General features: G+C 73.6%; 14 protein-coding genes. All 14 read right to left on the bottom strand.

Annotated elements, in window-relative coordinates:
* Positions 1-49: 49 nt before the first annotated feature.
* Positions 50-985 (bottom strand): oligopeptide/dipeptide ABC transporter ATP-binding protein, encoded by a 936-nt coding sequence (locus tag ABZY31_RS06340; RefSeq protein ID WP_356405646.1) that lies wholly within the window; start codon positions 983-985, stop codon positions 50-52.
* Positions 986-1,062: 77 nt separating this feature from the next.
* On the bottom strand, positions 1,063-2,094 hold the full coding sequence (locus tag ABZY31_RS06335) for an ABC transporter ATP-binding protein (protein WP_356405405.1): 1,032 nt from the start codon (positions 2,092-2,094) through the stop codon (positions 1,063-1,065).
* On the bottom strand, positions 2,094-3,080 hold the full coding sequence (locus ABZY31_RS06330) for an ABC transporter permease (RefSeq protein ID WP_356405404.1): 987 nt from the start codon (positions 3,078-3,080) through the stop codon (positions 2,094-2,096). Before ABZY31_RS06330 ends, ABZY31_RS06335 begins: the two co-directional genes overlap by 1 nt.
* Positions 3,077-4,030, bottom strand: a complete 954-nt coding sequence (locus tag ABZY31_RS06325; protein ID WP_356405402.1) for an ABC transporter permease — start codon at positions 4,028-4,030, stop codon at positions 3,077-3,079. Before ABZY31_RS06325 ends, ABZY31_RS06330 begins: the two co-directional genes overlap by 4 nt.
* A gap of 2 nt (positions 4,031-4,032) precedes the next feature.
* Entirely contained in the window at positions 4,033-5,775 is a 1,743-nt protein-coding gene (locus ABZY31_RS06320; RefSeq protein WP_356405401.1) for an ABC transporter substrate-binding protein, read from the bottom strand.
* Between the two features lie 271 nt (positions 5,776-6,046).
* Positions 6,047-6,769 (bottom strand): GntR family transcriptional regulator, encoded by a 723-nt coding sequence (locus ABZY31_RS06315; RefSeq protein ID WP_356405399.1) that lies wholly within the window; start codon positions 6,767-6,769, stop codon positions 6,047-6,049.
* Between the two features lie 40 nt (positions 6,770-6,809).
* On the bottom strand, positions 6,810-7,781 hold the full coding sequence (locus tag ABZY31_RS06310) for an ornithine cyclodeaminase family protein (RefSeq protein WP_356405397.1): 972 nt from the start codon (positions 7,779-7,781) through the stop codon (positions 6,810-6,812).
* Positions 7,778-8,806: a proline racemase family protein gene (locus tag ABZY31_RS06305; protein WP_356405644.1), complete on the bottom strand. Its 1,029-nt coding sequence runs from the start codon at positions 8,804-8,806 to the stop codon at positions 7,778-7,780. The genes ABZY31_RS06310 and ABZY31_RS06305 overlap by 4 nt, the downstream gene beginning before the upstream one ends.
* A gap of 77 nt (positions 8,807-8,883) precedes the next feature.
* On the bottom strand, positions 8,884-9,888 hold the full coding sequence (locus tag ABZY31_RS06300; protein ID WP_356405395.1) for a proline racemase family protein: 1,005 nt from the start codon (positions 9,886-9,888) through the stop codon (positions 8,884-8,886).
* Between the two features lie 57 nt (positions 9,889-9,945).
* A complete protein-coding gene (locus tag ABZY31_RS06295; RefSeq protein ID WP_356405394.1) occupies positions 9,946-10,875 on the bottom strand; it encodes a dihydrodipicolinate synthase family protein in 930 nt (309 codons plus the stop codon).
* Between the two features lie 94 nt (positions 10,876-10,969).
* Positions 10,970-12,415, bottom strand: a complete 1,446-nt coding sequence (locus tag ABZY31_RS06290; RefSeq protein WP_356405392.1) for an NAD(P)/FAD-dependent oxidoreductase — start codon at positions 12,413-12,415, stop codon at positions 10,970-10,972.
* Positions 12,396-12,737, bottom strand: a complete 342-nt coding sequence (locus tag ABZY31_RS06285; protein ID WP_356405391.1) for a (2Fe-2S)-binding protein — start codon at positions 12,735-12,737, stop codon at positions 12,396-12,398. The genes ABZY31_RS06290 and ABZY31_RS06285 overlap by 20 nt, the downstream gene beginning before the upstream one ends.
* Positions 12,734-13,885, bottom strand: coding sequence for an FAD-binding oxidoreductase (locus ABZY31_RS06280; RefSeq protein ID WP_356405642.1), 1,152 nt, complete (start codon positions 13,883-13,885; stop codon positions 12,734-12,736). The genes ABZY31_RS06285 and ABZY31_RS06280 overlap by 4 nt, the downstream gene beginning before the upstream one ends.
* Before the next feature lie 113 nt (positions 13,886-13,998).
* Entirely contained in the window at positions 13,999-16,413 is a 2,415-nt protein-coding gene (locus ABZY31_RS06275; protein ID WP_356405389.1) for a collagenase, read from the bottom strand.
* Positions 16,414-16,513 lie beyond the last annotated feature (100 nt).

The following is a 16,513-nucleotide window of genomic DNA, read 5'->3' as shown; positions in this document are numbered from 1 at the left end:
CCGCCGGATTCCGGCGGCGGGGCCCTTCTCCTCTTCCCGGGGACCCCCGTCAGTCCCCCGGGAAGTGGCATGCGACCTCGCGCCCCGCGACGAGCTGGAGCACGGGCCGGTCGGTGCGGCAGACGGCCTGCGCCTTGGGGCAGCGCGGGTGGAAGGAGCACCCGGGCGGCGGCGCGGCCGGGCTCGGCGGGTCGCCGAGCAGCACGATCCGCTCCCGGCGCCGCTCGGCCGCCGGATCCGGCAGCGGTACGGCGGACAGCAGCGCCCGCGTGTAGGGGTGCTGCGGGTCGGCGTACAGCGCGTGCTTGTCACCGATCTCGACGATCCGGCCGAGGTACATCACGGCGACCCGGTCGCTGACCCGCTTGACCACCGAGAGGTCGTGCGCGATGAAGACGTAGGCGAGGCCGAGTTCGCGGCGCAGCCGTTCCATCAGGTTGACGATCTGGGCCTGCACGGAGACGTCGAGCGCGGAGACCGGCTCGTCGGCGATGATCAGGCGCGGGCTGGTGGCCAGTGAGCGGGCGATGCCGATGCGCTGGGCCTGGCCGCCGGAGAACTCGTGCGGGTAGCGGTCGATGTGCTCGGGGATCAGCCCGGTCAGCTCCATCAGCTCGGCCGCGCGGCGGCGGGCGTCGGCGGCGCTCCAGCCCTGCACCAGGAGCGGGTCGGAGATGATCCGGGCCACGGTCTGGCGGGGGTTGAGCGAGGAGTGCGGATCCTGGAACACCATCTGGAGGTGGCGCCGCAGGGGCCGCATGGCGCCCTGGGAGAGCCGGGCGATCTCCCGGCCCTCGAAGGCGATGCTGCCCGAGGTGGGTTGCAGCAGCCGGACCAGCATCCGGCCGGTGGTGGACTTCCCGCAGCCCGACTCCCCCACCAGGCCGAGGGTCTCCCCGGCGGCCAGCTCGAAGGAGACCCCGTCCACGGCCCGGACCGGGTCGCCGCGGCGGCCGGTGACGGAGCGCTTGCCGGGGAAGGCCATGGTCAGGTCGCGGACGGACAGCAGGGGCCGGGCGGCGGCCGCGCCCCCGGCCGGGGTGCTCGTCGTGGTCGTGGTGGTCACCGGGATGCCTCCTGTACGGGCTCCGCGCCGGACGGGGCCGCGCCGGGCCCCGCGAAGTGGCAGGCCACCCGGCGCTCGGTGCCCGCGTACGGATCGAGGGCGGGCCGGACGGTCGTGCAGAGCACCCGCTCGGCGTCCGTCCCGGCGGCGGCGCGGGCGCAGCGCGGGGCGAAGGCGCAGCCGGGGGCCGGCTCGCGCAGGGAGGGCGGGGAGCCGGGGATGGTCCGCAGCGGCTGGTCGTCGGCGTCGTCCAGCCGGGGCAGGGAGTCGAGCAGGCCCCGGGTGTAGGGGTGGGCGGGGTCAACGAACAGCTCGTCCACCGGCGCCTGTTCGGCAGCCCGGCCGCCGTACATGACCAGGACCTCGTGGGCGACGCGGGCAACCACGCCCAGGTCGTGCGTGATCATGACCACGCCGAGGCCGCGGTCCTGCTGGAGCGTGGCGATGAGTTCGAGGATCTGCGCCTGGACGGTCACGTCCAGGGCGGTGGTGGGCTCGTCCGCGATGAGCAGGTCGGGTTCGCAGGCCAGCGCCATCGCGATCATCGCGCGCTGGCGCATGCCGCCGGAGAACTGGTGCGGGTACTCCCCCGCGCGGCGGGCCGGTTCGGGGATGCCGACCTCGCCCAGCATGTCCACGGCGCGCTTGCGGGCGGCCGCCCGGCCGGCCTTGAAGTGGACGCGGAAGTGCTCGGCGATCTGTTCGCCGACCGTGTAGTAGGGGTGCAGGCTGGAGAGCGGGTCCTGGAAGATCATGGCCATCTTGCGGCCGCGCAGCCGGGACAGCTCCTTCTCGCCGAGCGTGGTGAGTTCGCGGCCGTCCAGGGCGATGGAGCCACCGATCTCGGCGCCGCGGTGCAGTCCCATGACGGCGAGCGAGGTGACCGACTTGCCGGAGCCGGACTCGCCGACGATGCCGAGGGTGCGGCCCGCCTCGACGGTGAAGCCGAGGGAGTCCACGGCGCGGACGGTGCCGCGCGGGGTGCTGAACGTGACCTGCAGGTCGCGCACTTCAAGGAGAGCGGCCATCAGTACCTCACCCTCGGGTCGATGACGGCGTACAGGAGGTCGACGACGAGGTTGGCGACGACGATGAAGAAGGCGGCGAGCAGGGTGACCCCGAGGACCACCGGCTGGTCGGAGTTGACGAGGGCGCCGTAGAAGAGCCGTCCGATGCCGGGGAGTCCGAAGATGGACTCGGTGATGACGGCGCCGGCGAGCAGGCCGCCGAGGTCCATGCCGAAGATGGTGAGGATGGGGGTCATCGCCGAGCGCAGGCCGTGTTTGACGACGACGGTGCGTTCGGGCATGCCCTTGGCCCGGGCGGTACGGATGTACGGCTCGGCCATCGCCTCGATCATCGAACCGCGGCTCTGGCGGGCGTACATGGCGGCGTACAGCAGCGCGAGCGCGGTCCACGGCAGCAGCAGGTTGGTCGCCCAGCCGAGGGGGTCGCCGGTGAAGGGCTGGTAGCTGGGGTAGGGCAGCAGGTCGGCGACGCGGATCACGCCGTAGATCAGCATCACGGAGGTGAAGTAGACGGGCAGGGAGGCGGCGGCGACCGCGCCGACCATCAGGACCTTGTCGGTGGCGGTGTCCTTGCGCAGGGCGGCGGTGACCCCGGCGCCCAGGCCCAGGAGCAGCCACAGGGCGGCGGCGCCGAGCGCGAGGGAGGCGGAGACCGGGAGGCGGTCCATCAGCAGGTCCCACACGGGCAGGGAGTTCTCGTAGGAGTAGCCCAGGCACGGGAAGTCGCACTGCACGGCGTACTGGCCGGTGCCCAGGGTGCGCCCGGTGAAGATGCCGCTGAGGAAGTCGTAGAACTGCTTCCACAGCGGCTGGTCGAGGCCGAGGTACTCGCGGACCGCGGCGATCCGCTCCACGCTGCACGTCTTGCCGCAGGCGGCCGCGGCCGGGTCGGAGGGCAGCACGTAGAAGATGAGGAAGGTGACGGCGGCGATGGCGAGCAGCACCCCGGCCAGGGCGAGCAGGCGGCGCAGCAGGTAGAGGATCACGTGCGGCCGCCCCTCGGGTCGAGGATGTCGCGCAGTGCGTCGCCGAGCAGGGTGAAGGCGAGGACGGCGAGGAAGAGGAAGGTGCTGGGGATGACGAAGTACATGGGGTCGGTCTCGTAGAACGCGACGCTCTCGGCGATCATCTGGCCCCAGGACGGGGTGGGCGGGCGGACGCCGACGCCCAGGTAGCTCAGGGCGGCCTCGGTGCTGATCATGCCGGGGATGAGGAGGGTGGTGTAGGCGATGACGGGGCCGGAGACGCCGGGCAGGATGTCGCGGGTCAGGATCCGCCAGGAGCTCGCGCCGCCGACCCGGGCCGCGTCGACGTACTCGCGGTGTTTGAGGGAGAGGGTCTGGCCGCGCACGACGCGGGCGATGCCGGGCCAGCCGAAGAGGCCGATGACGGCGGTCATGAGGACGATCCGGTTGACGTCCTTGGCCACCGACAGGACCGCGATCATGAAGATGAGGGACGGGAAGGACATGGTCAGGTCCATGAGCCGGGACAGCACGGCGTCGGTACGGCCGCCGAAGTAGCCGGCGGCGATGCCCGCGGCGGTGCCCGCGAGGACGACGATCGCGGTGGCGGCGAAGGCGATCAGGAGGGAGACCTGGGCGCCGTGCACGACGCGCGCGAACAGGTCGCGGCCGGTGACGGGTTCGACGCCGAGCCAGTGCTCGGGGCCGATGCCGCCGAGGGAGCCGAGCGGGAGACCGCCGAGGTAGGGGTCGATGGCGCCCTTGTCGAAGGTGTCCGGGGTCCAGCCGCCGAGGGCGCCGAGCCAGGGGGCGGCGACGGCCATCAGGACGAAGAGGACGACGATGGCGAGGCTGACGCGGACGGCGGGGCGGCGGCGGAGCTCCCGCCGGGCGAGCTGCCAGGGGCTGCTTCCCGGGGGGACCTTCGCCGCCACCGCCGCCGGGGCGGTGGCGGGTGCGGTGTCGGTCATGCTCAGCCCTGGCTCTTCGCCGGGTCCTTGAGACCGACGGTGGCGTAGTCGATCTGGCCGACCCAGACGGGGTGGCCGAAGGCGCCCGCGATGTTGGGTCCGACGAGCAGCGGCTTGCGCTCCAGGAAGAGCGGCACGGACGGGGACTTGGCCATGATGGCCGCGTCGAGGTCCTTCCAGGCCTGGTTGGCCTGCTTGGCGTCGGCCATGGCGTTGATCTCGTCGATCCGCTTCATGGTCTCGTCGTCGCGGAACTGGCTGTTGTTGCCCTGGTTGCCCTTGGCCTTGATGGTGCGGCCGTCGAAGACCATGGGGATCCAGGTCGAGCCCGAGGGGTAGTCGGGGCACCAGCCACTCATGGTCATGTCGGGGGTGGTGGACAGGTCGCCGATGACGTCGTAGTAGGCGCCCGGGTCGATGGTGTCGATGACCACCTCGATGCCCGCGCGGGACAGGCTCTGCTGGATGGCCTCGGCCTCGCCCTTGTCGCCGGTGGAGACGGCGAGGGACACCTTCAGCTTCTCCTTGCCAGCGGCCCGCAGGAGTTCCTTGGCCTTGGCGGGGTCGCCGGTCGGGGCGATCTTGAGGGTGTCGGCCTGCTTGCCGCCGGAGAGGGCGGGCGGCAGGTAGGCGGTGGCGACCTCGTTGAGGGCCGGGCCGCCGTTCGCGGTCATGATGGCCTCCTTGTCGACCGCGTACTGCACGGCCTCGCGGACCTTGGGGTCGTTGAAGGGGGCGCGGGAGTTGTTGAGGCTGAGCATCTCGGTGCAGCCCTGGGACTCGGCGAGGAGGCGCTGCTTGATCTCGGGCTTGGGCAGCACCTTGGGGGCGCTCTCGGGGCGCATGTTGGACCACTGGACGGCGGAGGCGTCGGCGCCCTCGCCCGCGATGATGCGGTCGTCGATCTGGCCGCCCTTGAGGCCCATGACCACCACGAACTTGTCGGGATAGGCCTTGCGGACGGTGTCCGTCTTGGGGTCCCAGTGCTCGTTGCGGACGAGAACGAGCTTCTTGTCCCGGTCGTAGGACTCGATCTTGTACGGACCGGAGGAGAAGGGGCGGGCGTCGTACTGGGGGCCCTTCTCCTGGGCGACGGGGACGGGGGCGAAGGTCGGCAGGGTGGTGGTGGCGGAGAACTCGGCGACGGGCCGCTTCAGTTCGAAGACGATCGTGCGGTCGTCCGGGGTCTTGACCGAGTCCAGGTGCTTGCCCTGGAGGGGGCCCTTGTAGCCGTCGGCGCCGGCCAGGTACTGGGCGGCGTAGTCGGGGCCGCCGGTGAGGTCCGGGGCGAAGGAGCGCTCGACGTTGTACTTGATGTCGGCGGCCTTGATCGGTGTGCCGTCCTCGTACTTCAGGCCCTCCTTGAGGGTGAAGGTCCAGGTGCGGCCGCCGTTGCTGGGGGTGCCGAGGTCGGTGGCGAGGTCCGGGACGAGGTCGCTGCCGCCCTTGCCCGGTTCGGCCTTGAAGGTGACCAGGGTGCGGTAGAGCAGCCGGGTGCCGAAGTCCATGGTCGGCATGACCCAGTTGCGGGCCGGGTCGAGGTGGGCGAAGTCCTGGTTGGACAGGATGGTGAGGGTGCCGCCCTTGACCGGGGTACCGCCGATGGTCCGGCCGTCGCCCGCGGCGACCGGGTTGGAGGCGCCGGCGCCCTCCGAGCCCTTCTTGGTGTCGGAACAGCCCGAGGCGCCGAGCGCGAGGGCCGCCACCAGGGCGGTGGCGAGGGCGAGTTGATGGCGCTTGGTCATGGTCACTCCAGGGAAGGGCCGCGCTCTACGACGTGACCGGTAACATAGTAATGTGAAATTGTACTGACAAGGGGTCTGCGCCGACGTTATCCAGCCGTGTCCAAATCACCCGCCGGGAACGCGCGTCGGGGCCCCGACCTGGACGGTCGGAGCCCCCGGGGGCGCGGCTGTGCGGTGGCGCGGGCGCGGTTGGCCGACGCCCGGCCGGGCCGGGCCTTGACCCCACCGGGTCAGGCTGTGACCGCGCCGGATCAGGCCTTGACCCTGCCTTTCAGGCCTTGACGGCCGTACCGCCACCGAGGCGGGACGCGCCGCGGCCCACGGGCTCGTCGCGGCCCTGCGCCCACAGCGAGCGGACGTGCCCCAGGTGCCGGGTCATGCAGGCCTCGGCCGCCGCCGCGTCGCCCGCGATCATCAGGTCGAGCAGTTCGACGTGTTCCTCGGCGGAGGAGACCAGCTTGCCCGCCTCGTCGAGGCCGGTGAGCCCGTACAGCCGGGAGCGCTTGCGCAGGTCGCCGACCGTCTCGACGAGCCGGTCGTTGCCCGCGAGGGCCAGGAGCGACAGGTGGAAGCGGCGGTCCGCCTCCAGGTAGCCGATGAGGTTGTGCTCGCGGGCGCTGGTGACGATCTCCTCGGCGATCGGCCGCAGCGCCTCCAGTTGCGCGGCAGTGGCGATCTCGGTGACCCGGCCGATGGTCGGCACCTCGATCATCGTGCGCAGTTCGGTGTACTGGTCGAGGTCCCGCTCGCTGACCTCGGTGATCCGGAACCCCTTGTTGCGGACGGGCTCCACCAGGCCCTCGCGCGCCAGGTCGAGCATGGCCTCGCGCACCGGGGTGGCCGAGACCCCCAGTTCGGCGGCCAGACCGGGCGCCGAATAGACGTTCCCCGGCCGGAGTTCACCCGCTATCAGGGCGGCCCGAAGGGCATGTCCGACCTGGTCGCGCAGCCGCTCCTGGGCCTTGATGAGACTGTGCTGCTTCAGGTCACCCATAGCTTTTCCTCCGAGAATCGCAGAGGCACAGCGTACAATGTCACGTTTCGCTGTGGCCCCCGGCCGCGGTGTACAAGGCCACCGCCACGGCAAGATCCTCCCAGGCCATGCCCACGCTCTTGAAGAGCTGTGGACAACTCTGCCCCCTCGCGCCCCCCGACCGGCCCGCGACCAGGTCAGCCAGGGTGCCGCTGATATGACCGGGCCCGATGGCCCCCTCCGCCTCCGGGATCAGCAGGTCCCCCGCCTCCCGCAGCGCGGCCGCCCGGGACTCGACGTACACGGCGGCCCTCCGCACCAGGGCCGTGTCCGTCTCCCGGGCGTCCGGTTCGTGCGAGCCCACCGCGACCACCGTGGCGCCGGGCCGCACGAGCCGCCCGTCGAAGAGCGGTTCGCGGGCCGTGGTGCAGCAGACGACGAGGTCAGCGTCCGCCACGTCCCCGGGGCCGCCGGTGCGGGCGGGCACGCCGACGGTACGGGCGTACGCGGCCAGCTTCCCGGCCCCCGCCGGGTCCCGCGCCACCACCACCGCCTCCGCGACCTCCCGCACCGCGAGCACCGCGTCGAGGTGCCCGTACGCCTGGGGGCCCGACCCGAACAGCACCAGCCGCAGCGGCCGCCCGGCCGGAGCCAGGTACCGCAGCGCCAGGGCGGAGACCGCCGGGGTGCGCAGCGCGGTGAGGGCCGCCCCGTCGAACAGGGCCAGCGGGCGCAGCGTGGGGCCGTCCAGCAGCAGGTAGGACCCGGTGATCCGGGGCAGTCCGCGCGCGGGGTTGCCGGGAGCCACCCCGGCGATCTTCACCCCGGCGTACGCACCGGACGCGGCCGGCATCAGCAGCAGCTCCCCGCCGGGCACCGCGAGCGCGGTCCGCTGCGGGCAGCTCTCCGGATCGGGCCCGGCGTGCAGCGCCTCGGCCAGCGCGTCGGCGGCGGCGGCCGGGGTGAGCAGGGCCGCCATCCGCTCGGCGCCGAACTGCGGCAGCCCGGCGGGGGCGGCGCCGCCGGCGCTCACAGCGTGAACCCGGTGCCGAGGGCGTCGTGCGGGTCGCGTACGAAGACGTGCTCGCCGGTGCGGTGGGCGGTGCCGGTGACCTCGGTGACCAGCCCGACGGGCTCGGCCGCCGCGCCGGCGGGCCGCAGGAACCGGCCGGTGAAGACGGTGCCGACGACCGATTCGTGGAGCAGGTCCTCGTGCGCGCCGAGCCGCCCGTCCTCGGCGAGCAGGGCGAGGCGGGCGGAGGTGCCGGATCCGCAGGGCGAGCGGTCGATCTGGCCGTCGGCGAAGACGGTGACGTTGCGCTGGTGCGGGCCGAAGGGGGTGTCGGGCAGCTCCTCGTGCAGGATCACCCCGTACACCCCCGACAGCAGCGGACCGCCCGGGTGCCAGGTGCCGGGGTGCGCGGCCAGCGCCGCCCGGATCTCCTGCCCGGCGCGGACCAGCGCGGGCAGCGCGTCCCGGCCGGTGCCCAGCCCCAGTTCGCGGGCGGCGACGGAGGCGTAACAGGCCCCGGCGTGCGCGAGGTCCACCTCGGCCACCCCGAAGGAGGTGGCGACGGGCACCTTGCGGGCGGTGACCCGGGCCGGGACGTTGCGGAAGGTGACCCCGGTGGTGCGGCCCTCGGAGCGGTGGACGGTGGCGGTGACCCGCCCGGAGGGCACGTCGATGCGCACCTGGACGTCCCCGTCGCGCGGGGCGGGGACCAGCCCGCTGTCCACGGCCCAGGCGCCGAGCGCCATCGTGCCGTGCCCGCAGGCGGTGGAGTAGCCGTCCTTGTGCCAGAAGAGCACCCCGAAGTGCGCCCCGTCGTCGTCCGGCGGGACCACGAACCCTCCGTACATCCCGGCGTGTCCGCGCGGTTCCTGGACGAGGAGGCGGCGTACGTCGTCCAGCGCGCCCCGGCGCGGCGCGGTGCCGCTGCCGCCGGGGCCGATGGCGGTGGCGCAGCGCTCGGCCACGGTGTCGCCGGGGATGGGCGGCAGGCCACCGGTGACGATCCGGAAGGGTTCTCCGGCGGCGTGGTAGTCGGTGGTGCGCACCGGCGGGTACGCCTGCTCGGCCGCGCGGGAGTGCCCGGCCGCCTCGGTGCGCCCGGCCGGTTCGGGGTGCTCGGCGGTCACAGCTGGAACCCTCCGGGGAAGGGGTCGGACGGGTCGAGGAAGTACTGGGCGGTGCCGGTGATCCAGGCCCGGCCGGTGACGGTCGGGACTACGGCGGGCAGGTCGCCGACGGTGGTTTCGCAGACCAGCCGGCCGGTGAACTCGGTGCCGATGAAGGACTCGTTGACGAAGTCCCGGCCGAGCGGGAGGAGGCCGCGGGCGTGCAGCTGGGCCATCCGCGCGGAGGTTCCCGTACCGCAGGGCGAGCGGTCGAACCAGCCGGGGTGGATGGCCATCGCGTGCCGGGAGCGCTCGGCGTCGGAGCCGGGGGCGGCGAGGTAGACGTGCTTGACCCCGCCGATGGAGGGGTTCTCCGGGTGGACGGGCCGGTTCTCGCCCGCGTTGATCGCGTCCATGATCGCGAGCCCGGCGGCGAGCAGGTCGTTGCCGCGGGCCCGGTCGAAGGGCAGGCCGAGGGCGTCCAGTTCGACGAAGGCGTAGAAGTTGCCGCCGTAGGCGAGGTCGTAGGTGACCGTGCCGTAGCCGGGGACCTCGGTCTTCAGGTCGAGGCCGACGCAGAAGGAGGGGACGTTGGTGAGGGTGACGTGCTCGGCCACCCCGTCCTTGACCTGGACGTCCACGCTGACCAGGCCCGCCGGGGTGTCGAGCCGGACCGTGGTGACGGGCTCCACGACCGCCACCATGCCGGTCTCGACGAGGACGGTGGCGACGCCGATGGTGCCGTGGCCGCACATCGGGAGCAGGCCCGACACCTCGATGTAGAGAACCCCGAAATCGGCGTCGGGGCGGGTGGGCGGCTGGAGGATGGCCCCGCTCATCGCCGCGTGTCCGCGCGGTTCGTTCATCAGCAGGGTGCGGACGTGGTCCATGTGCGCGATGAAGTGGAGCCGCTTGTCGGCCATGGTGGCGCCGGGGATCACCCCGACTCCGCCGGTGATCACCCGGGTGGGCATGCCCTCGGTGTGTGAGTCCACGGCGTGGTAGACGTGGCGGGTGCGCATGGAGTCCCCCTGGGATCTCGGGCTGGTGTGCCGGCTGGACGGACCGCGCGGGCGGGGTTAGTTCAGGCCCTCGGCGAGGGCCTTCTCGGTGGCGGCCCGGACGGCCGCCTCGGTCTCGCCCGTGAGCGGGAAGCGGGGCGGGCGGACGGCGCCGCCGGGTCGGCCCGCGAGGTCCATGGACAGCTTGATGGCCTGGACGAACTCGGTCTTGGAGTCCCAGCGCAGCAGCGGGTGCAGGGACTTGTACAGCGGCAGCGCGGTCTCCAGGTCACCGGCGACGGCGGCGCGGTACAGGGCGGCGCAGGAGTTCGGCAGGGCGTTGGGGTATCCGGCGATCCAGCCGACGGCGCCGGCCAGCGCGAGTTCGAGCAGGACGTCGTCGGAGCCGATCAGCAGGTCGAGGCCGGGGGCGAGTTCGGCGATCTCGTAGGCGCGCCGGACGTCGCCGGTGAACTCCTTGACGGCGACGATGCTGCCGTCGGCGTGCAGCCGGGCGAGCAGCTGCGGGACCAGGTCGACCTTGGTGTCGATGGGGTTGTTGTACGCGACGACGGGCACGCCGGCCTTGGCGACCTCGGCGTAGTGGGCGCGTACGGTGTCGTGGTCGGCGCGGAAGGCGTTCGGCGGGAGCAGCAGGACGGAGCCGGCGCCCGCTTCGGCGGCCTGCTCGGTCCAGCGGCGGGCCTCGGCGCTGCCGTAGGCGGCGACGCCGGGCATGACGCGGTCGCCGTCGCCCGCGGCCTCGACGGCGGTGCGCACGACGCAAGCGCGCTCCTCGTCGGTGAGGGTCTGGTACTCGCCCAGCGAGCCGTTGGGGACGACGCCGTCGCAGCCGTTGGCGATCAGCCAGGCCACGTGCTCGGCGTAGGCGTCGTAGTCGACGGAGAGGTCCTCGCGCAGCGGCAGCGCGGTGGCGACCATGATGCCGTGCCAGGGGCGGTTGCGGGGCGGGGCGGTGCTGGGCGCGGGGGTGGGCGCGTCGGTCATGACAGAACTCCTTATGTGATGTGTGACATTTTACTAGTACCCGCAGACCGGCCACAAGAGCCGGGAGCGCCCGATCGGCGGCCGCTCGGCGGACCTATCGGTCCGCCGCCGGTTCGGGGAGCGACAGGGCCGCCAGCTGACCGAGCGGCACCGGGCAGGACAACGGGCGCCGGTCGGCGGCCGCTTCGGAGCCGGCGAGCGCGGCGACGGCCGCGCCGCACATCCGGCCCTGGCACCAGCCCATGCCCGCGCGGGTGAGCAGTTTGACCGTACGGGCGTCCCGCGCGCCGAGGTCGGCCACGGCCTCCCGGATCCGCCCGGCCGGGACCTCCTCGCAGCGGCAGACGTCCGTGTCGTCCCGCAGCCAACCGGTCCACCCGGCCCCCGGGCGGTGGGCCGCGGCCATCGCGTCGGCGAAGGCCCGCAGCCGGGCGCGGCGGCGTACCAGCGCGGCGGGGGCCGGCCGTCCGGCGACCGAGCGCGCCGCCAGCTCCCCCTCGGCCAGGGCGAGTCCGGCACCGCCGATCCCCCCGGTCTCGCCGGCCGACCAGATGCCGGGGACGGAGGTCCGCCCCTGCGCGTCGAGGTCGAGCGCCACCGTCCCGTCCGCCGCGGGCACGGTGGCGCAGCCGAGGCCGGTGGCGAGTTCCAGCTGGGGCAGCAGCCCGTGGCCCACCGCGAGCGCGTCGCAGGGGATCCGGCGCGCGGTGCCGGGGACGGGCCGCCAGTCGCGGTCGAGCCGGGCCACGACCACGGCTTCCACCCGGTCCCTGCCCTCGGCTTCGACGACGGCGTGCCGGGTGAGCAGCCGCACCCCGTGGCGCAGCAGCGCCCCGCCGTGGACGGCGCCTTCGGCGAGCTTGCCGGGGTTGCGCAGCAGCGTGGGCACGCGGCCCGCGTAGGCCGTGTAGGCGGAGGCCTCGATCACGGCGGGCACCCGGGCCCCCGCGGCGGCCAGCGATCCGGCGACCGCCAGCAGCAGGGGGCCGCTGCCCGCGACCACGATCCGGCGGCCGGGCAGCACGAGGCCGCCCTTGAGCATGGCCTGCGCTCCCCCGGCGCCGACGACGCCCGGCAGGGTCCAGCCCGGGAAGGGCAGGTGGCGCTCGTGGGCGCCGGTGGCGAGCAGGACGGCGCGGGCCGCGAGGGTGACGGCGCGCTCGTCCTCGCCGCGGGTCCCCGCGACGGCGTGCAGCAGCCAGCGGCCCGGCGCGGCGGTGTCGGGGACGACCGTCCAGACGTGGTGGGCGGGCAGGTGGGTGATCCGGCCCGCCGACTCGTGGGCGCGCAGGCGCCGTTCGCGGGTGGCGAAGGCGGCCCAGTCGTGGTGCAGGGCCTCGGGCCGCTCGGCGCCGAGCGCCGGGGCGGGGTGGCGGTAGTACTGGCCCCCGGGCCGCTCCCCGGCGTCCACGAGGGCGACGCGCAGGCCGAGGTCGGCGGCGGTCACGGCGGCGGCGAGCCCGGCGGGCCCGGCCCCGACGACGGCGAGGCCGTACGGCTCGGCGCCGGTTTCCGCGGGGTCAGACGGCGAGGTCGGCACGGCCGGTTCCCTCCTGGGTGGTGACGGTGTCCCCGGGCCGGGCCGGGACCAGGCAGGCGCGCTGGTTGGGGCGGCCGTTGACGGTGACGAGGCAGTCGTAGCAGCTGCCGATCCCGCAGAACGCGCCGCGCGGGGCGCCGCCCTCGCGGGTGGTGCGCCAGGCGAGGATGCCGGCGGCCCACAGGACGGCGGCGATGCTCTGCCCGCTCTGCGCGGGCAGGGTCCGGCCGTCGAACTCGACGGTGTGGGCGGCCGGGGCCGCGCCGCCGACGAGGTCGCGCGGTTCCCGGGGTCGGCGGGTGCGGCGCGGGCCGGCCATCATGCGTCCTCCGTGAAGCGGTCGGGGTGGAACGGCCCGGGATCCAGGGGGGCCGCGCCGCCGGTGAGGGCGGCGGTGATCAGGGCGCCGGTGCCGGGCGCGAGGCCGATGCCCGCGCCCTCGTGGCCGCAGGCGTGCAGCAGCCCGGGGACCCGCGGGTCGGGGCCGATCGCCGGGAGGTGGTCGGGGAGGTAGGGGCGGAAGCCGTGGTAGGCGCGCAGCACCCGGACGTCGGCGAGGACCGGGAAGAGGGCGGCGGCCTGGGCGGCGAGGCGGCGCAGCGCCTCGGTGGACAGCGTGCGGTCGAAGCCGACGCGTTCGCGGGTGGCGCCGATGAGGACCGGCCCGGCGGGGGTGCCCTCGACCACGGCGGAGGACTGGAGGGCGGCGGAGCCGCTGGCGACGTCGGCGATGTAGTCGGCGGCGTACACCTTGTGCCGCACGACGCGCGGCAGGGGCTCGGTGACCAGGACGAAGCCGCGGCGCGGCATGACGGGCAGGGTGGTGCCCGCCAGGGCGGCGATCCGGCCGCCCCAGGTGCCGGCCGCGTTGACGACGGCCGGGGCGCGCAGTTCGCGGCGCGGGGTGCGCACGCCCCGTACGGCGCCGTCCGCGCCGCGGAGGATCGCGGTGACCTCCTCGCCGGTGTGGACCCGGGCGCCGGAGGCCGCGAGCAGCCGGGCGGCGGCCTGGGCGGGCTGGACCTGCGCGTCCTGGGGGTAGTGGAAGCCGCCGGCGAGGCCGGGGGCGAGGTGCGGCTCCAGGTCGTGGAGCGCGTCCGGCGCCACCTCGGTGGCGGTGACGCCGACGGCGCGCTGGCCGTCGGCGAAGACCCGCAGGGCCTTCAGGGTGGCTTCGTCGGGGGCGACGACGAGGCCGCCCTTGGCTTCGTACTCGGTCTGCGCCGGGAGGGCGGCGGCCAGGTCGCGCCACAGGGCGGTGGAGAGCAGCGCGAGGTCGAGTTCGGGGCCCGGCCCCTTGTCGGAGACGAGCAGGTTGCCTTCGCCGGCGCCGGTCGTGCCGCCCGCGACGGGGCCGCGGTCGACGACGGCTACGGTGAGTCCGGCGCGGGCGGCGTAGTAGGCGCACGCGGCTCCGACGACGCCGGCGCCGATGATGACGGCGTCCAGGGGTGCGTCCGTGGCTGGGATCTTGGGCACGGCAGTAATATGTCACATTCTTTATCGGGCATCCAGGGTGTGGCCCCGGACGCGGCCGGGCCGGTCCGGCCCCCCGTTCGGGTCCGTACCGGCCCGCAGCCGGATCAGCTGCGCAGCGGGCCCTCGCAGCTGTAGGGCGAGGTGCCCGCGACCTTGTTGGACCAGATCTCCACCGCGCCGAAGGAGCAGTTCATGTCGGCGAGGTTGTTGGAGACCGTGCCCGCCCGGTCGAGGATGAAGTAGTCGACCGTCTCGGACATGTCCTTGAAGTTCTGGTCGTCGTTGCGCCAGTTCTTCAGGGTGGCCGTGATGCGGCCGGTACAGGTGAACCGGCGCTTGCCGGGGTCGCCGTTCTCCACGCAGTCCGGGGTGTTGTACGTGGCGCCGGCGAAGGCCGACTTCACCGACGCGAGCGCGGAGTCGCGCAGCCGGTCGTTGGGCGTGAAGACGGTGTTCGGCACGTACAGGTCGTTGACCTTGGCGATCTGCGCGTCCAGGAACTTGTTGTAGTCCCGCTGGAGGTAGGTGTCCGTGCTCATCCGCACGCGCCAGGCGTCGAAGCCGGCCACGTCGTTCGCGCGCAGGTGGGTGTACATCTCGCGCAGCGCGGAGGGCTTCTCGTTCCACAGGAACTCGAAGAACGTGCCCGCGTAGTTGTAGAAGCGGAAGCCGTCACCGTCGTAGGTCGCGTGCAGCAGCTGCTGGATGCTCATCCGCGGGCCGCCGCCGGCGGTGTCGTTCATGACGCCCTTGACCAGGGACTTGCGCACCGCGATGCCGTTGTCGCGGGTGGCGCCGTCGAAGAACTCCGCGGTGCCCTCGTCCATGGCGGTCGTGCGGTCGTTCTCGTACCAGGCGCCCTGGCCGAAGAAGCCCGGTACGGCGTAGCGGCCGTTGAGGTAGTGGGTGTACTCGTGGCGGAACAGCTCCTCCAGGGTGAGGGAGGAGTCCTGCGGCACCCGGCGCTGGTAGGTGTAGAAGGTGGCGCCGTTCTCGATGTAGACGCCGCCGTTGTTGGTGCCCATGCCGGTGAGGATGGGGTGGTAGTTCTCGTAGTCGGCGCGGGAGGCGTAGAGCACGATGTTCAGGCTCGTGTTGGGGTCTCCGGCGAGCGGCTGATCGGTGCCGAGCACCCGGTGGAACTGGGTCTTGACCTGCTTGCTCGCGTAGTAGAGCTGGTCGACGGTGGCCCGGTCGAGCGCGGTGCGGACCTTGATGCCGCCGTTGTCGTAGGAGTAGGTGTTGGGGAAGAGCTGCTTCTCGATGTCCTCCTTGCACACCCCGTACTGCTTGCAGGCGTTGTAGGTGTTGAGCCAGGAGACGACCTTGGCCCACGGCTGGCTGCCGTTGCCGAAGGTGGCCTTGACGGTTTCCAGGAGGGCGCCGAGGTCGGCGGTGATCTGCGGCTGGAGCCCCTCGACCTGGCCGAACCGGCCGTACTCGCTGATGGCGTCGCGCGCCGCCCAGGCGTTGGGGGTGTCCTTCAGGTGGCCGTAGGTGCTGTAGGCCTTGAACAGCGCGCGGTAGGCGGGGTCGGCCGCGACGGCCGCGTGGAAGGCGGCGTCCTGGTTGCCCGGGTAGACGCCCAGGTAGTTCACGGACAGGCCGGCGAGCACGGCGCCCGCCCAGGAGGCGTCCTGGTTGGTCTGCGGGTGGGCCGGGTCCAGGACGGGCAGGACCTTCTTGATCAGGCCCAGCTGGTGCTGGCGCAGCCCGGGGGCGCTGCCCGCGTAGAGGGCCTCGCGCAGGGTGCGGGCGTTGGAGGCGGTGACGTCGAAGGTGTGGGCGGCGCCGCCGAAGTCGGCGATGGCGCGGCGCATCGCGTCGACCGTCGGGGCGTCCGTCACGTCGATCTCGGTGCGCGAGTAGTCGTGGAACGCGACGGCGTGCAGGTAGGTGAACATCTCCTCCAGGTGCGAGGAGTTGCGGCCGTCGTGGGCGGCGGCCAGGCCGGATATCCGGCGGGAGACGGCCTGGACGTGGGCATCGGACATCACCGGGGCGAGGCGGGCGTCCCAGGTCCAGATGAGTCCGCGCAGACAGCCGTCCGCGGTCACCGCGGTGTCGCCGAGGAAGTCGGCGAACTGCTCGGGGCTCAGGCCCGTGATGCCGTCGAGGGTGCAGGGGACGCCCGCGGCGAGCGAGCCGTTGCCCGCCGTGCGCTGGGCGGTGGCCTTGCCCGCCTTCTCCGCGCCGCGGTCGGCGAGCCGGGTGGCGCTCGGGTCGGCCGACGGGGCGGGCCCGGCGATCCGGCCCGCTTCCTGGCCGGTGCCCGGGGCGGGGGCCGGCGCCGAGGTGAGCGCGGGAGCGGTGGCGAGGCGGTCGACCTCGTCGAAGGGGTTGCCCGCCGGGGCCTGGGCGGCCGGGGCGGCGGCGGGCGTGCCCGGGGCGAACGTCGAGGGGGCCGGGGCGGAGCCCGCGCCGGCCGTCTGGGCCACGACCTGGCCCGCCGAGGCGAGGAGGGTCACCGTGATGGCGGCGGCGAGGAGGGACGTACGCACAGCTCTGTGCTGGGACACCGGGGACTCCTGATGCGGTGAGGGGGGTGGGAAGGCCGTACGGATCACGTGCGGGAGGCATGGGGAAACACGTACGGGACCAGCGGGAACCACGGAGAAA

Source organism: Streptomyces sp. NPDC006529 (assembly GCF_040611795.1).
GTDB lineage: Bacteria > Actinomycetota > Actinomycetes > Streptomycetales > Streptomycetaceae > Streptomyces.
Note: the sequence above shows the minus strand (reverse complement) of the source record. Positions and strands in the feature narration are given on the sequence as shown.

What these genes read in the sequence shown, in the direction of transcription:
- ABZY31_RS06335 (WP_356405405.1), bottom strand. Translation starts at nt 2,094, where the DNA reads ATGGCCGCTCTCCTTGAAGTGCGCGACCTGCAGGTCACGTTCAGCACC.
- ABZY31_RS06340 (WP_356405646.1), bottom strand. Translation starts at nt 985, where the DNA reads ATGGCCTTCCCCGGCAAGCGCTCCGTCACCGGCCGCCGCGGCGACCCG.
- ABZY31_RS06325 (WP_356405402.1), bottom strand. Translation starts at nt 4,030, where the DNA reads ATGACCGACACCGCACCCGCCACCGCCCCGGCGGCGGTGGCGGCGAAG.
- ABZY31_RS06300 (WP_356405395.1), bottom strand. Translation starts at nt 9,888, where the DNA reads ATGCGCACCCGCCACGTCTACCACGCCGTGGACTCACACACCGAGGGC.
- ABZY31_RS06285 (WP_356405391.1), bottom strand. Translation starts at nt 12,737, where the DNA reads ATGATGGCCGGCCCGCGCCGCACCCGCCGACCCCGGGAACCGCGCGAC.
- ABZY31_RS06320 (WP_356405401.1), bottom strand. Translation starts at nt 5,775, where the DNA reads ATGACCAAGCGCCATCAACTCGCCCTCGCCACCGCCCTGGTGGCGGCC.
- ABZY31_RS06315 (WP_356405399.1), bottom strand. Translation starts at nt 6,769, where the DNA reads ATGGGTGACCTGAAGCAGCACAGTCTCATCAAGGCCCAGGAGCGGCTG.
- ABZY31_RS06295 (WP_356405394.1), bottom strand. Translation starts at nt 10,875, where the DNA reads ATGACCGACGCGCCCACCCCCGCGCCCAGCACCGCCCCGCCCCGCAAC.